At 53.6% G+C, this 16,152-nt stretch carries 18 protein-coding genes; 9 read left to right on the top strand and 9 right to left on the bottom strand.

Annotated elements, in window-relative coordinates:
- The 5 genes from KBY68_RS10135 to KBY68_RS10155 form a co-directional block, all read left to right on the top strand.
- The coding region (locus tag KBY68_RS10135; protein ID WP_255097060.1) for an iron uptake porin at nucleotides 1-1,783 on the top strand (1,783 nt) is incomplete at its 5' end.
- Between the two features lie 86 nt (nucleotides 1,784-1,869).
- Nucleotides 1,870-4,104, top strand: a complete 2,235-nt coding sequence (locus KBY68_RS10140) for an iron uptake porin (protein ID WP_255097061.1) — start codon at nucleotides 1,870-1,872, stop codon at nucleotides 4,102-4,104.
- Between the two features lie 36 nt (nucleotides 4,105-4,140).
- Complete coding sequence (locus tag KBY68_RS10145) at nucleotides 4,141-5,838, top strand: glycosyltransferase family 9 protein (RefSeq protein WP_255097062.1); 1,698 nt, start codon at nucleotides 4,141-4,143, stop codon at nucleotides 5,836-5,838.
- Entirely contained in the window at nucleotides 5,822-6,763 is a 942-nt protein-coding gene (gene cysK, locus KBY68_RS10150) for a cysteine synthase A (RefSeq protein ID WP_106500518.1), read from the top strand. The genes KBY68_RS10145 and cysK overlap by 17 nt, the downstream gene beginning before the upstream one ends.
- On the top strand, nucleotides 6,760-7,392 hold the full coding sequence (locus tag KBY68_RS10155; protein ID WP_255097063.1) for a J domain-containing protein: 633 nt from the start codon (nucleotides 6,760-6,762) through the stop codon (nucleotides 7,390-7,392). The genes cysK and KBY68_RS10155 overlap by 4 nt, the downstream gene beginning before the upstream one ends.
- On the opposite strand, the gene KBY68_RS10160 is transcribed toward KBY68_RS10155, so the two are convergent.
- Nucleotides 7,377-7,613 carry an NAD(P)H-quinone oxidoreductase subunit O gene (locus KBY68_RS10160; protein ID WP_390623278.1) on the bottom strand — a complete coding sequence of 79 codons (237 nt, stop codon included), beginning with the start codon at nucleotides 7,611-7,613 and terminating at the stop codon, nucleotides 7,377-7,379. The two genes, KBY68_RS10155 and KBY68_RS10160, sit on opposite strands and share 16 nt — an antisense overlap.
- A gap of 63 nt (nucleotides 7,614-7,676) precedes the next feature.
- Between KBY68_RS10160 and KBY68_RS10165 the strand changes: the two genes are divergently transcribed.
- Complete coding sequence (locus tag KBY68_RS10165) at nucleotides 7,677-8,594, top strand: TIGR01777 family oxidoreductase (RefSeq protein WP_255097064.1); 918 nt, start codon at nucleotides 7,677-7,679, stop codon at nucleotides 8,592-8,594.
- On the opposite strand, the gene KBY68_RS10170 is transcribed toward KBY68_RS10165, so the two are convergent.
- From KBY68_RS10170 to KBY68_RS10195, 6 genes are read right to left on the bottom strand one after another with little or no spacing between them, the layout of a single operon-like run.
- Complete coding sequence (locus KBY68_RS10170; protein WP_255097065.1) at nucleotides 8,530-8,796, bottom strand: DUF8620 family protein; 267 nt, start codon at nucleotides 8,794-8,796, stop codon at nucleotides 8,530-8,532. The two genes, KBY68_RS10165 and KBY68_RS10170, sit on opposite strands and share 65 nt — an antisense overlap.
- A complete protein-coding gene (locus tag KBY68_RS10175) occupies nucleotides 8,793-9,953 on the bottom strand; it encodes a lipid-A-disaccharide synthase-related protein (protein ID WP_255097066.1) in 1,161 nt (386 codons plus the stop codon). Before KBY68_RS10175 ends, KBY68_RS10170 begins: the two co-directional genes overlap by 4 nt.
- Nucleotide 9,954: 1 nt before the next feature.
- Nucleotides 9,955-10,377, bottom strand: coding sequence for a tetratricopeptide repeat protein (locus KBY68_RS10180; RefSeq protein WP_255097067.1), 423 nt, complete (start codon nucleotides 10,375-10,377; stop codon nucleotides 9,955-9,957).
- 18 nt (nucleotides 10,378-10,395) lie between these two features.
- A complete protein-coding gene (hepT, locus tag KBY68_RS10185; protein ID WP_255097068.1) occupies nucleotides 10,396-10,842 on the bottom strand; it encodes a type VII toxin-antitoxin system HepT family RNase toxin in 447 nt (148 codons plus the stop codon).
- On the bottom strand, nucleotides 10,839-11,219 hold the full coding sequence (mntA, locus tag KBY68_RS10190; RefSeq protein WP_255097070.1) for a type VII toxin-antitoxin system MntA family adenylyltransferase antitoxin: 381 nt from the start codon (nucleotides 11,217-11,219) through the stop codon (nucleotides 10,839-10,841). Before mntA ends, hepT begins: the two co-directional genes overlap by 4 nt.
- 3 nt (nucleotides 11,220-11,222) lie before the next feature.
- Complete coding sequence (locus tag KBY68_RS10195; RefSeq protein ID WP_106500517.1) at nucleotides 11,223-11,615, bottom strand: HesB/IscA family protein; 393 nt, start codon at nucleotides 11,613-11,615, stop codon at nucleotides 11,223-11,225.
- Between the two features lie 95 nt (nucleotides 11,616-11,710).
- Here KBY68_RS10195 and zds point away from each other — a divergent pair, with 95 nt between their 5' ends.
- Genes zds through KBY68_RS10210 form a run of 3 tightly spaced genes read left to right on the top strand, consistent with a single transcriptional unit; the run spans nucleotide 11,711 to nucleotide 14,167 of the window.
- Complete coding sequence (gene zds / locus KBY68_RS10200; protein WP_255097071.1) at nucleotides 11,711-13,171, top strand: 9,9'-di-cis-zeta-carotene desaturase; 1,461 nt, start codon at nucleotides 11,711-11,713, stop codon at nucleotides 13,169-13,171.
- A gap of 41 nt (nucleotides 13,172-13,212) precedes the next feature.
- Complete coding sequence (locus KBY68_RS10205; RefSeq protein ID WP_106500791.1) at nucleotides 13,213-13,659, top strand: SRPBCC family protein; 447 nt, start codon at nucleotides 13,213-13,215, stop codon at nucleotides 13,657-13,659.
- A gap of 1 nt (nucleotide 13,660) precedes the next feature.
- A complete protein-coding gene (locus KBY68_RS10210; protein WP_255097072.1) occupies nucleotides 13,661-14,167 on the top strand; it encodes a hypothetical protein in 507 nt (168 codons plus the stop codon).
- On the opposite strand, the gene KBY68_RS10215 is transcribed toward KBY68_RS10210, so the two are convergent.
- Complete coding sequence (locus KBY68_RS10215; RefSeq protein ID WP_255097073.1) at nucleotides 14,129-14,947, bottom strand: uroporphyrinogen-III synthase; 819 nt, start codon at nucleotides 14,945-14,947, stop codon at nucleotides 14,129-14,131. The genes KBY68_RS10210 and KBY68_RS10215 overlap by 39 nt on opposite strands.
- Nucleotides 14,937-16,133 (bottom strand): glycosyltransferase family 2 protein, encoded by a 1,197-nt coding sequence (locus KBY68_RS10220; protein WP_106500794.1) that lies wholly within the window; start codon nucleotides 16,131-16,133, stop codon nucleotides 14,937-14,939. The genes KBY68_RS10215 and KBY68_RS10220 overlap by 11 nt, the downstream gene beginning before the upstream one ends.
- Nucleotides 16,134-16,152: the final 19 nt, after the last annotated feature.

Raw genomic sequence — 16,152 nt, forward strand, 5'->3', positions numbered from 1 at the left:
TCCCTACGCTCCTAACAGGATTCGTGCTTCCATCTACACCAAAGATGGTTACACAACTCAGGTGGCAGGTGCAAACGCAGCAACTCCTACAGCAACTACTGGACCAGTTACTTCCAACATAAATGGCAAAGCTGCGTTTACGTCTGAATTTGTTAACCCCGTAGCTGGCAGAGTACCTGGAGCTGTATTTACTGGCAACGATATCCTTCTGCAGGACAAGTACGGTAATGACACAGCATTACGTGTACAAACCAGCTATAGCTCTAGCAGCAACTACGCAGACGCCAAGATCTTGCTTGATCGTAAGGACATGCAGGCCTTGGTTGCATTAGCTAACCAATCTCGCCGCGTTAAAACTTATGATTACGCTGGTAAAGATGGCGTTCGCACAACGAAGCCAGCTAACCAGTTCGATCCAATCACACTAACTAATGCTCAAGGTCGTGAGTATTTTGTTCAAGGAACTAATGGTACTTATGCTGTACAGGCAAATACTCAAGGCCTTACGGTTGCACCAGGCGGTTATGTAACTAACAGCAACTCCTACAACAACGTAATCAACTACCTGTTGGCTGAATACGGTTCGTTGGGTGAAGATCAGCGCAAGGTTGGTTATGTGCAAAATGCAGCTACTAAGTTCGTTCGCAACTTGGCTGCTTACACCACCAACAAAAACTATGTTGCTGATAAGAACGCCTTCACGTTCTCCCATGATGCTTACCTGAACTTCGATACCAGCTTCACTGGTAAAGATCAGTTCCAGTTCCGCATCCGCGCTAACAACACCTACGCATTTGCAGCCCGTGCTGCTGATCCAGCTGCTTCCCTCGCCTACGACGGTGCAACTGTTGAGTGGCCCAACAACTCCAGAACCGGCATCTTCATCGACAAGCTGTTCTACCGCTTCCCAGTAGGCGATTACGCCGTAGCAACTGTTGGTACTCGTTTACCTCAGGATGCCGCACTACCCACCCGTGGTACCTACTACACCAAAGATGCTCTGCTTGAGTTCTTCAACAGCTCTGCTGGTGTATTCCCCTCCTACACCGGTACCGGCGTAGGTTTGTCCTTGGGCAAATTGGGTGCTAAAGGCTTCGGTATGGATGGCGTGAGCTTCGGTATTGCCTACCTGGCTAACGAATCTGATGCTGTTGCACCTGATGCCTCCAACACCATGACCCAAGGTTGGTTTGGTGCTGATACCCGCTTCCGTCTGCCTGTTCAACTTGCATGGCAGAGCAAGGATAAGAAGTGGTTGGCTTCTGCTAACTACGCCTTTGAGCGCGGTAACAACTCCATGGGTCAAGTGGGTACTCAGTTAGCACTCACCCCCTTCATGTATGCCAGCCTCAACGAATCCAACCAGTTTGGTTTCACCCTGGCTTACCAGTGGTCTAAAGACTTCAGCATCACCGGCGCCTACGGCCACGCCTCCGTTAACGCCCGCTACGACAACAGCGTATTGGGTGTGAAGATGGCCGATGCTGGCGATTCCGCTGTTATGAACAGCTGGATGCTTGCCCTCAACTTCAAGAACGTGTTCCTCAAAGGCAACAGCGCCGGTTTTGCTATCGGTGGTGTTCCTTCACTCGTGAGCAACAGCTCCGGTTGGAACAAAGACGGTGGCATGCCTACCGCCATTGAAACCTGGTACCAGTTCCAGGTAACAGACAATATCAGCATCACACCTGGTATTTTCTACATCTCCAGCACCACCAACTCCGATGGCATCGGTGGCGGCGATGTGTGGGGCGGCGTGATCAAAACCCAGTTCAACTTCTGATCTGGTTTAGTTCACTGTTAAATCAAATTCACTTTTCACACACTCCCAGCCCCTCCTTTGGAGGGGCTTTTTTCTGCCAATTTTTCATGAAGTTGCAATATCTCCTGGCGATATTTTTATTTATTAGCTCAGCTCCTATTTCTGTTTATGCTGAACAGGAACAGGAGCCTGAGCTCACTGATTTTTCAACTACTTCCAAACTGTCTGGGGTGGTGCGTTTTGTTCTTGGTAATGCATATCGCAATAATGGTTATGCCAATTTTGGCCAAGCCACCGCCCTTACTAATCTTGCTGATCTCTATGGCCATCGCGCCTACGATGGTTCAATTGCTTCTGTGCAACCTAGATCTATTAATATGATCGAATCTCCCCTAAGCCAAGGGGAAGCTTTTATTTTTTATCGCGCATCTGCGCCAGCGAAACTCAGCCGTGAATTGGCATTCAGCACCACCTGGACTGGTTATCTACCAAATAACATCAACACCACTTCCAGCAGCACCACCAACGCTTTTGCTGAACCGGCCACTAGCAACGTGATGCAAGGTGTTGGTTCTGGCCAAAATTTGTTAATTAATCCCGGCACAAACCGCCCGCTAACCCAAGCGCAACTCACCCGCATCAGCCTATTTACAGATTCTGGCTTTAAGCAAACTGTTCAATTGGCAAGCTCTTCATTCAGCTTGGAATATTTGATGCCCGCTACAAATATCTACCTGCCACTACAAGGCAATCAAATTCCACTGCTCGATCGCTACGGCCGCACCAATGCATTATTCGCCACCACCAGTGGCACCAGCAGTAGTGATTTCAATAGCAGCAAAATATTGCTTGATCCAAAGGATTTAAATGCACTGGTGGCCCTTGCAAATGAGGCGCGTCGCGTTAAAAATTACGCTTACTACAACAACACCGCTAATTTAGTTGTTAAGCCGATCGGTGTATATGATCCGATCTCAATTGCAGCCAGCGCTGAACGCAATTATCAAGCCGTTAATGCTGCGGGTAATACGGTTGATAATTTCAGTGGTGCTGGCCTTGGTTTAGTTGTTACCCCTGGCGGCTTAGTTACAAATCCCACCATCTACAACAACTTGCTTAATTATTTGATTGCTGAATATGGATCCTTGGCGGAAGATCAGCGCAGGGTTGGTTATGTGCAAAATGCAGCAACTAAATTTATACGTAATCTTGCTGCTTATAATACAAATAAAAATTACGTGGCAGATAATAATGCCTTCACTTTTTCCCATGATGCTTCTTTGAGTTTTGATACTAGTTTTTCTGGGGTTGATAAATTACAAATAAGGGTGCGTTCAAACAACATCTATAGCTTTGCTGCCCGCACAGCAAATCCAGCCGCAGGCCTTGCCTACGATGGCGCCACCATTGAGTGGCCCAATGGCGCCACTCCCTTTGTATTTCTAGATCGGCTGTTTTATGCTTTTCCGCTTAATAACTCTTTTAATCTTTCCCTAGGGGTTCGTTTAGGCCAAGATGGCTTCCTGCCAAGCCGCGGTAGTTTTTATAGCCCATCTGCCCTGCTTGAATTCTTTAGTAGCGCCGCTGGTGTGCTGCCTTCCTATACAGGTAGTGGCGCTGGTTTTAATTACGGGCCATTCCAATTGGATTTTTTATCCTTGAAAAATCTTAGATTTGGCATTGGCTATCTCACCAATGAGGCAGATGCAGTGTCGCCAGATGCAAATAACATTATGGCGCAAGGTTGGTTTTCAGCTAACACCCGCCTGAGGATTCCCCTACAGCTGGCCTGGCAGAGCAGCAACAGCAGATGGTTATTTACTGCTAACTACGCCTATGAACGCGGACACAATTCCATGGGTGCAGTGGGAACTCAGCTTGCCCTCACGCCTTTTATGTATGCCAGCCTCAACGAAGCAAATCAGCTTGGCGTTACCATTGCCCATCAAATTGGTGCTGATTTCAGTGTTACGGCTGCCTATGGCCACGGGGCCGTGAAAGCTCGATTTAATAACAGTGTTTTAGGCGTTAAAATGACATCAGCTGGTGATTTGGCGCAGCTAAATAGCTGGATGCTCGCTTTAAATTTCAATAATCTATTCATTAAAGGCAACAGCGCCGGCATTGGTGTTGGTGGAGTTCCCGCACTGCAAACCAACCGATCCAGTTGGAATAGTGATGCTGCGATGCCCATCGCCCTTGAAACTTGGTATCAATTTCAATTAAGCGATAACATCAGCTTCACCCCAGGCATTTTTTATATATCAGCCACTGCTAATTCCGATGGCCTTGGCGCTGGTAGTAGTTGGGGTGCTGTGCTTAAAACCCAGTTCAATTTTTAATGGTTCCCAGCTATTGATGAATAAATTCTGATCAAAATGGAATTTTTGGCTTTTGCAAAGCAGCAATGCGCCCAGCAACAGGCTGCAAGCGCCGAACAGCATTTGCTTGCTCAATTTCAGCGACAACCCCAGCCCCCCAGCGCTGATTTTGGCCTTGCCCTAGCCCTTTGTAATCTCCATTTAGATCGGCTTGATCAAGCCCAAGCCTGCATTGATCGGGTGCTGCTCGACCATGGTGACAGCGTTGAATTGCTGCAATTAGCCCTCGCCTGCGAACGTCGCCGTAATGAAGGCAGCTGTAGCCCAGCCCTGCGCCAGCGGTTACAAGCTTTCTTAGCTGATCAAACGATTGCTTTGGAATGGTTGCAATTGCTGCAGGCAAACCTTGATCTAAATGCTGTTATCAATTGGGCCCAACATTTGCATAGCGAATGGCCCCAGCATCCTGCGGTGTTGCATGCCCTAAGAAATCTGGCTTGGGATCTGCATGATTCCAGCTTGATGGCGCAGCTGCCAGCGCCCAGCTCCCTGCTCTGGCAGGGCAGGTGCCAATTGTTACAGGGTGATTATCAAGCGGCCGAAAGCAGCCTGCGCAGCTGTCTAATGCCGGGTTCTTTGCCCCCCGAGGAGCAACTGCAGGCATTGCACAGCCTGATATTTCAGCTGTTGCCAGCCCAGGTGGAAAGCCTTCTGGAGCCCCATTTGCCCCAGTTGGCGGCCTGCCCCAATTGGGCCTGGACTTTTGGCCGCGCCCTATTGGCAGCAGGCGCCTGGCGCCAGGGGTGGCAGCTCTATGAACAGCGCTACTACAGCCTTGATCGCGCCCAAATCATCCCGCCGGGCTTGCCATTGCTTGGTTTAGAGCGTTTACAGAGCCAGATGGCGATTAAAGGTAGTGCTGTTTTGCTCTATGGCGAGCAGGGCATCGGCGATACCTTGATGTTTGCCTCGATGCTTCCGGATCTTGAGGCTGATCTCAATGGCTCTGCTGGTTCCTTGCAGTTGCTCTTGCCGCCACGGCTAGTGCCCCTCATGGGGGCTTGCTTCCCCCACCTGCCCGTTGCCGCCAGTTATCCAGATAGCTTGCTACCCAGCTTGGATGTGGCCTGCAGCATCGGCAGTTTGGGTTTGCTTTATCGGCCAGATCAAAGCAGTTTCGCTGGCCGTAAACCCCACCTAAACCTCCCGGCAGAGTTAGTGGAACCCTGGCGCCAACGCCTGGCTGATTTAGGCCCTGGCCTCAAAATTGGCATCGCCTGGCAGGGGGGCGGCACCCTTGCTAACCGCATGCAACGCTCCCTGGCCCTGGAGCAGTTATTGCCGATCCTGCAGCAACCCGGTTGCCATTGGCTGAACCTCCAATACAGCCACAACCCAGCTGAATTGGCTGCCATTGAGCAAAACCATGGCATCAAAGTGCATCACTTTGCTGGCACCGGCAGTGATCTGCTCGCCACCGCAGGCCTCACCGCTGCCCTTGATCTGGTGATCACCGTGCAGCAAACCGCCCTGCATATCGCCGCAGGTCTCGGCGTACCCACCTGGGGTTTATTGCCCTATCGGGCTGAATGGCGTTATGGCCTATCAGGCCCGCATATGGCTTGGTATCAAAGTGTGCGTTTATTCCGTTTGCAGCAGCGGGGTAACTGGGCTGGCTTGATCGAAACAGTTGCCCAGCGGTTGGCCCAGCAGAATGGCCCTATTCCAAGCTCCTTCGATGGCAATTGCTCCTGACATCACAGCACTTGTGGGTCGCACCCCCCTGGTGCGTCTCAACCGTTTGCCCCAGGCGGAAGGTTGCCTTGCTGAGGTGGTAGCAAAACTCGAAAGTTTTAATCCCACCGCATCGGTGAAGGATCGCATCGGCCTTGCCATGGTGCTCGATGCAGAAGCCAATGGCCTTATTAACCCAAGCCACACCGTTTTGGTGGAGCCCACCAGCGGCAACACCGGCATTGCCCTTGCCATGGTGGCGGCCGCCCGTGGTTATCGCTTAATCCTCACGATGCCAGACACCATGAGCCAGGAGCGGCGGGCCATGCTGCGGGCCTATGGAGCTGAATTGGAGCTCACCCCAGGGGCGGAGGGCATGAAAGGGGCAATTCAACGGGCCCGCAGCCTGGCGGAGCAGCTGCCCAATGCCTATTTATTGCAGCAGTTTGCTAATCCAGCTAATCCAGCTATCCATGCCCGCAGCACTGCGGAAGAGCTCTGGACTGATACCGATGGCCGCATTGATGCCCTCGTGGCCGGTGTTGGCACCGGTGGCACCATCACCGGCTGCGCCCAGCTGTTGAAGCAGCGCAAATCAAGTTTCCAAGCGATTGCAGTGGAACCCAGTGGCAGCCCCGTACTCAGTGGTGGCGCCCCAGGTCCCCATCGCATCCAAGGTATTGGCGCTGGTTTTGTGCCAGACAACTACCAAGCTGATTTGATCGATGAGGTAATGCAGGTGAGTGATGCCGATGCCATGGCCATGGGTAGGCGCCTGGCGCGGGAAGAGGGCTTACTTAGTGGTGTGAGCAGTGGCGCCACCATGGCGGCTGCATTAAGGCTGGGCCAACGGCCCCAATGGGCTGGCAAATTAATAGTGGTGGTGTTAGCAAGTTTTGGTGAGCGCTACCTCAGCACACCGATGTTTAGCGATGCCATGCCATGACTGCGGTGGATCCCTATCGGGTATTAGGCGTATCCCGCGGGGCCACAACAGCTGAAATAAAAGCCGCCTACAGGGCTTTGGTAAAGCAACACCATCCCGATGCCAAGGGGGGCCCTAACCAAGATGCGGCCCAGATCATTGCCATCAATGCCGCCTGGCAATTGCTGCGCAATCAGGAAAGTAGGCGTAGTTACAACGCATCGCAACCCATTCCTGCGCGATCCATCCCTAAAAGCAGTGATGTGGCCCTAGAGCAGTGGTTGCAGCAGGTTTATGGCCCCATTGATCAATTGTTAGCCCAGGTTTTAGAACCTTTCAATGCAGAGCTCACGGCCCTCGCCGCCGACCCCTACGACGATCAGTTGATGGCTGATTTTTCTGCCTACCTCGAGCGCAGCCGCGGCCATCTTGAGCAGGTGGAATATTTATTTCGCTCCCATGCCTGCCCAGCGGTAGCTAGGGCGTTTGGCCTCAGCCTCTACCACTGCCTCAGTGGTGTGCAGGATGCCGTTGCTGAGCTGGAGCGCTACTGCGCCGGTTATGTGGATGATTGTTTGCGGGATGGCCGTGAGATGTTGCGGGAGGCTGCCCAAAGGCGACGCCACCTGCAGGCTCAAGTGCCGGCATAGGGCTCCAATTGATCCAGCCGCAGCCACACATCAGGCACCGGCTTGCGAAAGCGCAACTGGGCATGGGTTTCATTCACAAGCAGCACCTCACCAGGCCCCTCCAGCAGGTAGGCGGGTGGTTCCGGTGCGCTGGCGGCAGCTTCCAGGCTGCCCACATAGGCCTTGCGGTTTACCCGCACCAAGGCGCCTTTCTTGAAGCTATCAGCCATGGTTTGTGGCATTGCTTAGCCAAGGCTAATCGGCTGTGGTTGGCGTTAGCTTCCGCAGCAGTTACTTAAACCGTGATGAAGTTGTTGTTGCTTGGTTGCACCGGTTTTATAGGCCGTGAATTGGTGCCGCTCTTAGCTGCAGCTGGCCATCAACTCACCCTCGTAAGCCGCAGGGGGAATCCAGCTGCTGATTTCATTCGCTGCAATCCAGCCCTTGCTGAAAGTTGGCAGCCAGGATCAGCTCTAGCTGAGGCCCTAAACCAGGCGGAGGGGGTGGTGAACCTGGCGGGGGAGCCGATTGCCGAACAACGCTGGACCCCAAGCCAATGCGCGCTGCTGCGCAGCAGCCGCATAAACACCACCAAAATGCTCGCAGCGGCGATTTCAGCTAGCCCAACGCCGCCCCAGGTGCTGCTCAGTGGTTCGGCCGTTGGTTTCTATGGCAACAGCCCCAGTGCTGTGTTCAACGAAGCAAGCCCCGCCGCCGCTGATTTCCTGGGCCAACTCTGCAGCGAATGGGAAGCAGCAGCGGCGGCCATCCCCAGCAGCTGTCGTTTGGTGGTTTTACGCACTGGCATCGTGCTAGCGGCCGATGGTGGGGCCCTAGGCAAAATGTTGCCGATATTTCGGGCTGGTTTTGGCGGCCCCATCGGCTCTGGCCGCCAATGGATGAGCTGGATTCAGCGCAGTGATTACTGTTCAATAATTGCTGAGGCCCTTAGCAATGGCAGCTACAGCGGCACCTACAACGCCACTGCCCCCAACCCTGCAACGATGGCAATGTTTTGCCAGGCCCTAGGCCGGGCCCTAGGCCGCCCAAGCCTTTTGCCAGTGCCAGGGCCCCTGTTGCAATTGCTCTTGGGTGATGGTGCTGCCGTGGTGCTTGAAGGCCAAAAAGTGTTGCCTGAACGTTTGCAGCAACAGGGTTTTAATTTTTGCTATCCCGATTTAGCAGCGGCCCTCGCCGCTGCCACCAGCCCCAGCCAGCGCTAATTAATGCCGCTGCCATTAGCAGGCCAATCGCTGGCGTAAACAGCGGTTCCCATAGCCTTTGGAACAGGCTTAACGGGCCATGCACCTGGCGGGTTTCTAGGGCCACTGCCCCGAGAAACCATATGGCAGCAAGGATTACCAAAAACACATTCGCCACCAGCAGGCGATCAAGCCACAATTTCAGCGGATTTGGTTTGTTCATTCGCCCAGGGCCCTCAAGATGGCGGCGGCCATGGAGGCAGTGCCCCCCGCGCTGCCCAAGCGCTTTTTGCCCTCCTCCCGCCAAATGCTTTGTTGGGCTGCATTTGGTTTTTCGATTAGATCAAGCAATAAATCAAGCGATTGCTCAAGGGTATGGCTTGCGCCCACCGCTCCGGGGGCGCAAAACACAGCCGGGCCCAGCAAACGGCGTTGGGCTTCGGCAAAGCCTGCCGTGAATTGGGGTCCATGGCCTGCTAATTGCAACACCGGTTTTCCTAATCCCACCGCCTGTTCCGTGGCGGTGCCAGCCATCGATAGGGCAACGCTGCATTCAGCAAGCACTTGATTGAATTTGCCCCAACAGAGTTCTACTGCTAGCCCTTGCCATTGCAAAACCTTGCCATTGCAACTCCAGCCCCGGCCCTTAGCCAATTGCGCCACGGCTGTGGCATCAAGTTCTGCCACAAGGGCCGCCTGGAAGCACCAGTTGCCAGCCCTGCTTGGCAATAGCTCCAGCAACTTCAACATCAATTCCAAGTTATTGAGCGCCTCCGGCAAACGACTGCCCGGCAATAGGGCCAGCTGCTGCTTGTTGTTTGATGCATTGGCATTAGCCAACACCTTTTCCATAAATGGATTACCGAGGAATTGCACACTTCTGCCCAATTGCTGGCTGAGGTCAATAGCAGTGAGTTCATCACGGCTGAACACTGCCTTAAAGCGTTTGCTTGCTAAGCAGACACCACAGGGCCAAGGCAGCCGCAACCTGCCTTCGTAGTGGCTGGAATAGGCAACTAGATAGGTGGCAACTGGTTTACCCAAAAGCCAACAAAGCAGCACCGGGATCACATCACCCACCACCACCAGGCCATCGGCCCGCTGCGCTTCCTGCCATAGCCGCAGGCTGCGTTTAAGCAAATAAAACACCTGCCCCTGCAAAATTTCTGCCCACCTGCCGGCGGCGCTGGTGTAACCCAAGCCGCCGGTGCTGTAGCTGCGGGTGCTGCCTAGCACCGGAATTCTTGCCGTTAGGTAGGGGGTGCCATCACCCACCAAGGGCAAAGCTGCCACCTCTGCACCCTGCTGTCGCAGGGCCTGGGCCAGGAGGGCGCCGCTGAGATCTTCCCCATGGCCATTGCTTACCAGCAGCAGGCGCATCTCAAGCAGCCAGCCAGGCTTTTACTTTTTCTAAGGCAGGCCAGCCTGGTTTGCGCTGTAAGCCATCGGCGATGGAAGCCTCCAGTTCGCGGCTCAATTCAGGCGAAAAGGCCATCACCCGTTTCACTAATTCAATGTGTTCCCGCACCCCTTTGGCGCCGTTTTCCAGCATTGCAAGGCTGAGGTTGATGCGGGCTTGGGGATCTTGTGGATTGATTTTTACAGCGGTTTTAGCTGAATGAAGCGCATCTTCCACTTCCGCATTTAGCAGTTGCAGCCAGGCAAGGCAGGTCCAGCCGGCTGCTTGGCGGGGGGCCTGCTGGGTGATCTCTTTAAAGCTTGCGATCACTTGCGGCAGAGGCGCACCGTTTTGGTAGCTGCTGAGCGCCTGCTCAAAGGTGGAAGCCCCGTTAGTTGCGTTCATGGATCGCCCGGCAATTGTTCACTGTTCTAAACGGCAAATGAACTGCCGCACTAGGGGTGCTAGTTCTTCGCTTAGCTCACCTAAATCTCGCCCGGCAATAGCCATGGCCGCATGGATGCGGCTGGGATCAATGGCTTCGTAGTCGTGAACGAGTCGATTGCGTAAACCAGCCGCAGGCACCAGCCGTTGGGCAAGGGATATGGAAATCAAGCCTTTCTGGCCAGCCAGCAAAAAAGTGTCGGCATAGGTTTGCGGTTTGCTTTGAAAGCTCTGAACTAATAGATGTTGAAGCAGATCACTTGCTGCTTCCACACTTAGATGAAGCAAACGTTCCACCAGCAGTTGTTGGCGCCGATCAATTAAAAATTCATCTAGGGAGGTGTTTGCTTCAGCGCTCAATAAATCAAGCAACTCAAGCAAATGTTCGTATTTGCGTTCAAGAACAACTTTTTTCAGGGGGCTCATGCTGCTGGGGTGAGCCTTTCTTGCGAAAGTTTTGTTTGGCGGCGCTCCCAATCTGCCCATTGCCTGATCGCCCGCGAACAGAAGTTCATAAATAAACCGGGCTGCCTTTCAAATAAAAGCTTGCCATCTTCTGCCACCATCCTTTGCAGTAGATAAGAAGCTTGATCTAAATCAATTAGATCAATCGCATCACTTGAGCAAGAAATGGTTTCAGCAAGCACTTGATCTAGCTCCAGCAGCCGCATCGGTCCTTGGGGGTAATTGTTAAACCGAATGGCTAAATCCCAGTCGCTGTTGTTGCTGTGGTCACCCCTGGCCCGTGAGCCAAATAAAACAACCAAGTCAACGTCTGCGGGTATATCCATTGGGATATCCATGAATTAAACGGCAAATGAACTGCCGCAGCCGCAGGTTTGGGTGGCATTGGGGTTGCTGAAATTAAAACCACCACCGATCAAAGCTGAGGAAAAATCCAGTTGCATCCCATAGATGTAGAGCAGGCTTTTGGGATCGCAGATCACTGTGAAGGCAGGTGCACCGGCTGGTTCATAGAGATAGCTTTCGTCATCAGCTTGCTTTTCGGCGGCAGAGATGAAATCCATGGTGTAGCTCATGCCACTGCAGCCGCCTGAGCGCACCCCCACCCGCAAAACCTGGTCGCCCCCCTGTTGTTGCATCAAGGCAGCCAGCTGCTTCATGGCTGCGGCGGTGATCAAAATGCCCTTGCCATCAACACCTGTGTGGGTTTGGGGGCTGGCTAGCTCAGTGGCCATGCGGATTTGTTGGTTATGTTGTTGCTAACTCTAGGCAAAGCCACCAACAGGGGGCAGCTTTGCTCCATAGAGTTAGGAAACTGCAGGAGTTATTGGTGCGGGTTGCCATCGTGGGGTCGGGGTTGGCGGGGCTTTCAGCGGCCGTTGATCTGGTAGATGCCGGCCATCAAGTGGACATTTATGAGGCTCGGCCATTCATGGGCGGCAAGGTGGGCAGCTGGGTTGATCCAGATGGCAACCACATTGAGATGGGCCTGCATGTGTTCTTTTTTAATTACGCCAATCTTTTTGCCTTGCTGCGCAAAGTTGATGCTTTCGATAATCTATTACCAAAAGACCATACCCATTTATTTGTTAATCGCGGCGCAGATTTAAGGGAGTTGGATTTTCGTTTTGCTTTGGGGGCACCATTTAATGGGCTCAAGGCATTTTTCACAACGCCTCAATTAAATTGGCTCGATAAACTACGCAACGCCCTCGCTTTAGGCACCAGCCCAATTGTGCAAGGTTTAGTAGACTATGAGGGGGCAATGCGAACGATCCGCGAGTTGGATCGCGTTAGTTTTAAGCAGTGGTTTGTGGGCCATGGCGGCAGTGAAGAAAGCATCAAAAGAATGTGGAATCCAATTGCCTATGCCCTCGGTTTCATCGATTGCCAGGCGATATCAGCCCGCTGCATGCTCACTATTTTTTTGATGTTTGCCACTAAAACAGAAGCATCAAAATTGAATTTGCTCAAGGGCTCACCCCATCGCTGGTTAACGGGGCCAATCCTCGACTACATCACCGCCCGCGGCGGCAAATTGCATCTACGCCATCGGGTAATTGAAGTGCAATTTGATCAAACAAGCTCCCCGCAAAACCCCGAACCAATAACAGCGGTAAGCGGCTTACAACTCAATACACCCAGCGGTGACATCAGCGTGCAGGCCGATGCCTACCTAGCCGCTTGTGATGTGCCGGGCATTCAAAAATTAATACCGCCGGCTTGGCGTAGATGGCCCATGTTTGAGCGTATCTATAAGTTGGAGGCGGTGCCAGTTGCCACGGTGCAATTGCGCTACAACGGTTGGATAACTGAATTGGGTGATGGAGCTGAAGCCGTTGCAAAACGCAGCGATCTTGCCAAGCCATCGGGGCTGAATAATTTGCTCTATACGGCTGATGCTGATTTCAGTTGCTTTGCTGATTTAGCCCTTGCTAGCCCGGAGGATTATCGCAAGCCTGGTTTGGGTTCGTTGCTCCAATGTGTATTAACCCCCGGCGATCCTTGGATCCCTAAAAAAATAGAAGAGATCGTTGCCCACACCGATAACCAAGTGCGCCAATTGTTTCCCTCGGCCGCACCTTTGCAATTGGTGTGGAGCAATGTGGTGAAGCTAGCCCAATCCCTTTATCGGGAAGCGCCTGGGATGGATCCCTACCGGCCAGATCAGCAAACGCCAGTGGCTAACTTCTTTTTAGCCGGCAGCTACACCAAGCAGGATTACATCGATTCCATGGAAGGGGCCACCATGAGTGGCAGATTGGCAGCAGCAAAAATTCTTGGCCACTAGGCCAACCACAAGCAAACCACCTATCCCTTCACGGAGATCCCATGGGCCGTTGGCTCGAGCACAGTGTTACCACCAGCATTAGGGCCCCCGTAGATCAGGTGTGGGTTTTATGGAGCGACCTGGAGGCAATGCCCCTCTGGATGCGTTGGATTGAATCGGTGCAAACCCTCGATGATCCAAACCTCACCGAATGGACCCTGGCGGCCCAAGGTTTTCGTTTTCAATGGAAGGCACGCATCACCAATCGGGTGGAAGCCCAGCAATTGAATTGGGAATCGGTGAAGGGATTACCAACAAAGGGTGCTGTGCGTTTTTATCCCGAGGGCCCCGCACTTACGGCCGTGAAATTAACCGTTAGCTATGAATTGCCAGGGGTGCTGGCGCCCTTGATGGATTCAGCCATGTTGGGAGGCTTAGTTAGTAAGGAATTACAGGCAAATTTGGATCGCTTTCGTGATTTAGTGGAAGAAAGGGCTGGCGCTAGATAAGGTGCCGGCAGTTGCAAAACTAAAGCTGAAACGCTCACTGCCGTTTGCTGCATTGTTTTGCGTAGCTGCCATAGCTGGCTGCGTTAATAATCCCCGCACTGATAGATCAAATACTTCCTATAAAGATCCTCTGCCTCCTTTGCCCCAAGCACCGGTGCCAGATCCACGTTTTACTGCACTACCAAAAACCGCCGAAGTTTTAGCTGCGCTGCCGAGTGGCCGGATTGATCCATTTGCGCCACCGGCATTAGCAATAGATAAAAGTAAAAACGGCAAAGCTCCGCTTAAGCCCCCCAGTTTGCAATTCACTGGTGTTGCCTTAACCAATCGGGGCGGCCCCCAGGCTTTTGTTGCCTTTAATAGTGAAAGTGGTGCTGTTAGCCCCGGTGATCAAGGCGGCGCTGCCATTCCTTGGTTACCGCCTGGGTGGCGCGTAATCAGCATCAACGTGCAGCAGGGCCAATTGGTTTTAGGTAATGGGCCCCAACGCTTTCCCTTCCAACTTTGATAGGGCGCTCCGGCAGGCTTCCACTAAACCTTCAAGGTCGTGGGGATCGGCCTCACTATCCACCCGGCCCAATAATTCCCTGCAGGCATTACTGGTTTGGGGGCCAATTGATATCACCGCTAAGGGTTCAAGTAAAGCCAGCCAACTGCTGCCTAAAGCTTGTTGCAACAAGCTCACGCTATGGCGCACGGTTTTAGCACTGCTAAAGCAAATCGCTTGGGCCTTGCCCTCCAATAGGGCAGCGCTGGTGGCCGCTGGCATGGAGCTGGGGCAGCGGGATTCATAGGCGGCCACCTCCACCACCCTGGCGCCAGCTTCACCAAAGGCTTCCGCCAAGATGCTGCGGCCACCGCTTTGCACCCGCGGCAGCAGGATCCTTTGGCCCCATACACCCACAGGAAAATTTTCCAGCAAGCTGTCTGCCACAAAATCGGGGGGCACAAAATCAGCCGCTGCACCGATCTGTTCCAAAACAGCGGCCGTTTTACGGCCCACGGCCGCCAGCCGCACCCCAGGGGGGCGGCTGGCAAGGGATTTGCCCTGATGCTGCAACCTGGCCTCCAGTGCTTCCACACCATTGGCGCTGGAAAATACACACCAATGGAAACTATCCAGTTCCGTTAAGGCATCATCCAAGGGGCCTAATTCGTCTGGCGGGCCAATAACTAGGGCCGGTAGATCCAACACTTGGGCGCCAGCTGCTTCAAATAGGGCGCGGGAGCCACCCAGCTGTTGTTCAGCCCGGGTTAGCACCACCGTGGCCTTCAACTCAGGCCGCATCCAATTTCACCAGTTCACCAGCTTTGGCAGCCAGTTCCCTTGCTTCCTCTTGCCTGCCTTGGCTAAGCAATAGGCCGATCGCCGTTAGAAAGCTTTGGCGGGCAGTTTCAAAATTGCCGCCTAGTAGCTGGGCAGCCCCAAGGTTTTGATGGATTTCTGGGTTGTTTGGCGCCAACTCAAGGGCAGTTTCGTAGGCCTCTAGGGCGCCGGCGATGTTGTTTGCTTTGCGGCGAATTAAGCCGAGGTTGTACCAACCAAGTGCCACCTCCGGTGCCTGGCGGGTGGCGGCCTCGGTGTGGCTGGCAGCCTCTTCTAATTTGTTTTGACGCAGCATTAACGCCCCCAAATTGAGGCGGGCACCAATGCTGAGCCGGGGATTCAAAGGTTCGTTTAGGGCGGCGCGGTAATGCTGTTCCGCCCTAGGTAAATCGCTTTGGGAGTAGGCAATACCCAGGTGCAGTTGCAGCTCATAACGCTCTGAACTCTGCCCCTCGCTGCAGTGCGCTAAGCCCTGCTGCAGCAGGGCAATGCCCCGCTCGATGGCGCCGCTTTCAATTTCTAATCCGCCCAATTTGGCGCAGGCATAGGGATCGCCAGGGTGGGCGGCCAGTTCTGCTTCCATGGCCTGCCGTAGCCGTTCTGCCTTATGGCCTGCCACCAGGTTTTCCAATTGGTAACCGCTGTGCACAAGCGCTGGTTCAGGGCAATCCACCACCCGCCATTGGGGTTCTGTTTGCAGCAGCTTTTCAACGCTGTCGTCGATGGAGGCGTGATAAGCGCGATTCCAGTTGAGAGCTGGATGGCGTTTAAACAGGCGGCTCACTGAGGAATAGGGGGATTGGGCTGCCCCTGCCTCAAAGCGCAGCAGATTTATCACCAACACATCCGGTTGGGCCATCAGCGCCTGCAAAGGTGCTTTGGCATCGCTCAGTAGGAATTCATCGGCATCCAACACCAACACCCAATCGCCCTGCACTAATTCCAGGGCCCGGTTGCGGGCAGGGGCAAAATCCCCTGGCCATTCGATTGTTTCCACCCTGGCGCCAGCTTCACTGGCAATCGATTTGGTGTTGTCGGTGGAGCCTGTATCCAACACCAGCAGTTCATCGCAAAAGCCCGCCACGCTGGCTAAGCAGCGGCCGATTTGCGCCTCTTCGTTGCGGGCGATCATCGAGAGGCTGAGCATGGCCGCAGTTGCCCAATGG

It is taken from the genome of Synechococcus lacustris Maggiore-St4-Slac (assembly GCF_024345595.1).
GTDB classification, from domain to species: Bacteria; Cyanobacteriota; Cyanobacteriia; order PCC-6307; family Cyanobiaceae; genus Synechococcus_D; species Synechococcus_D lacustris.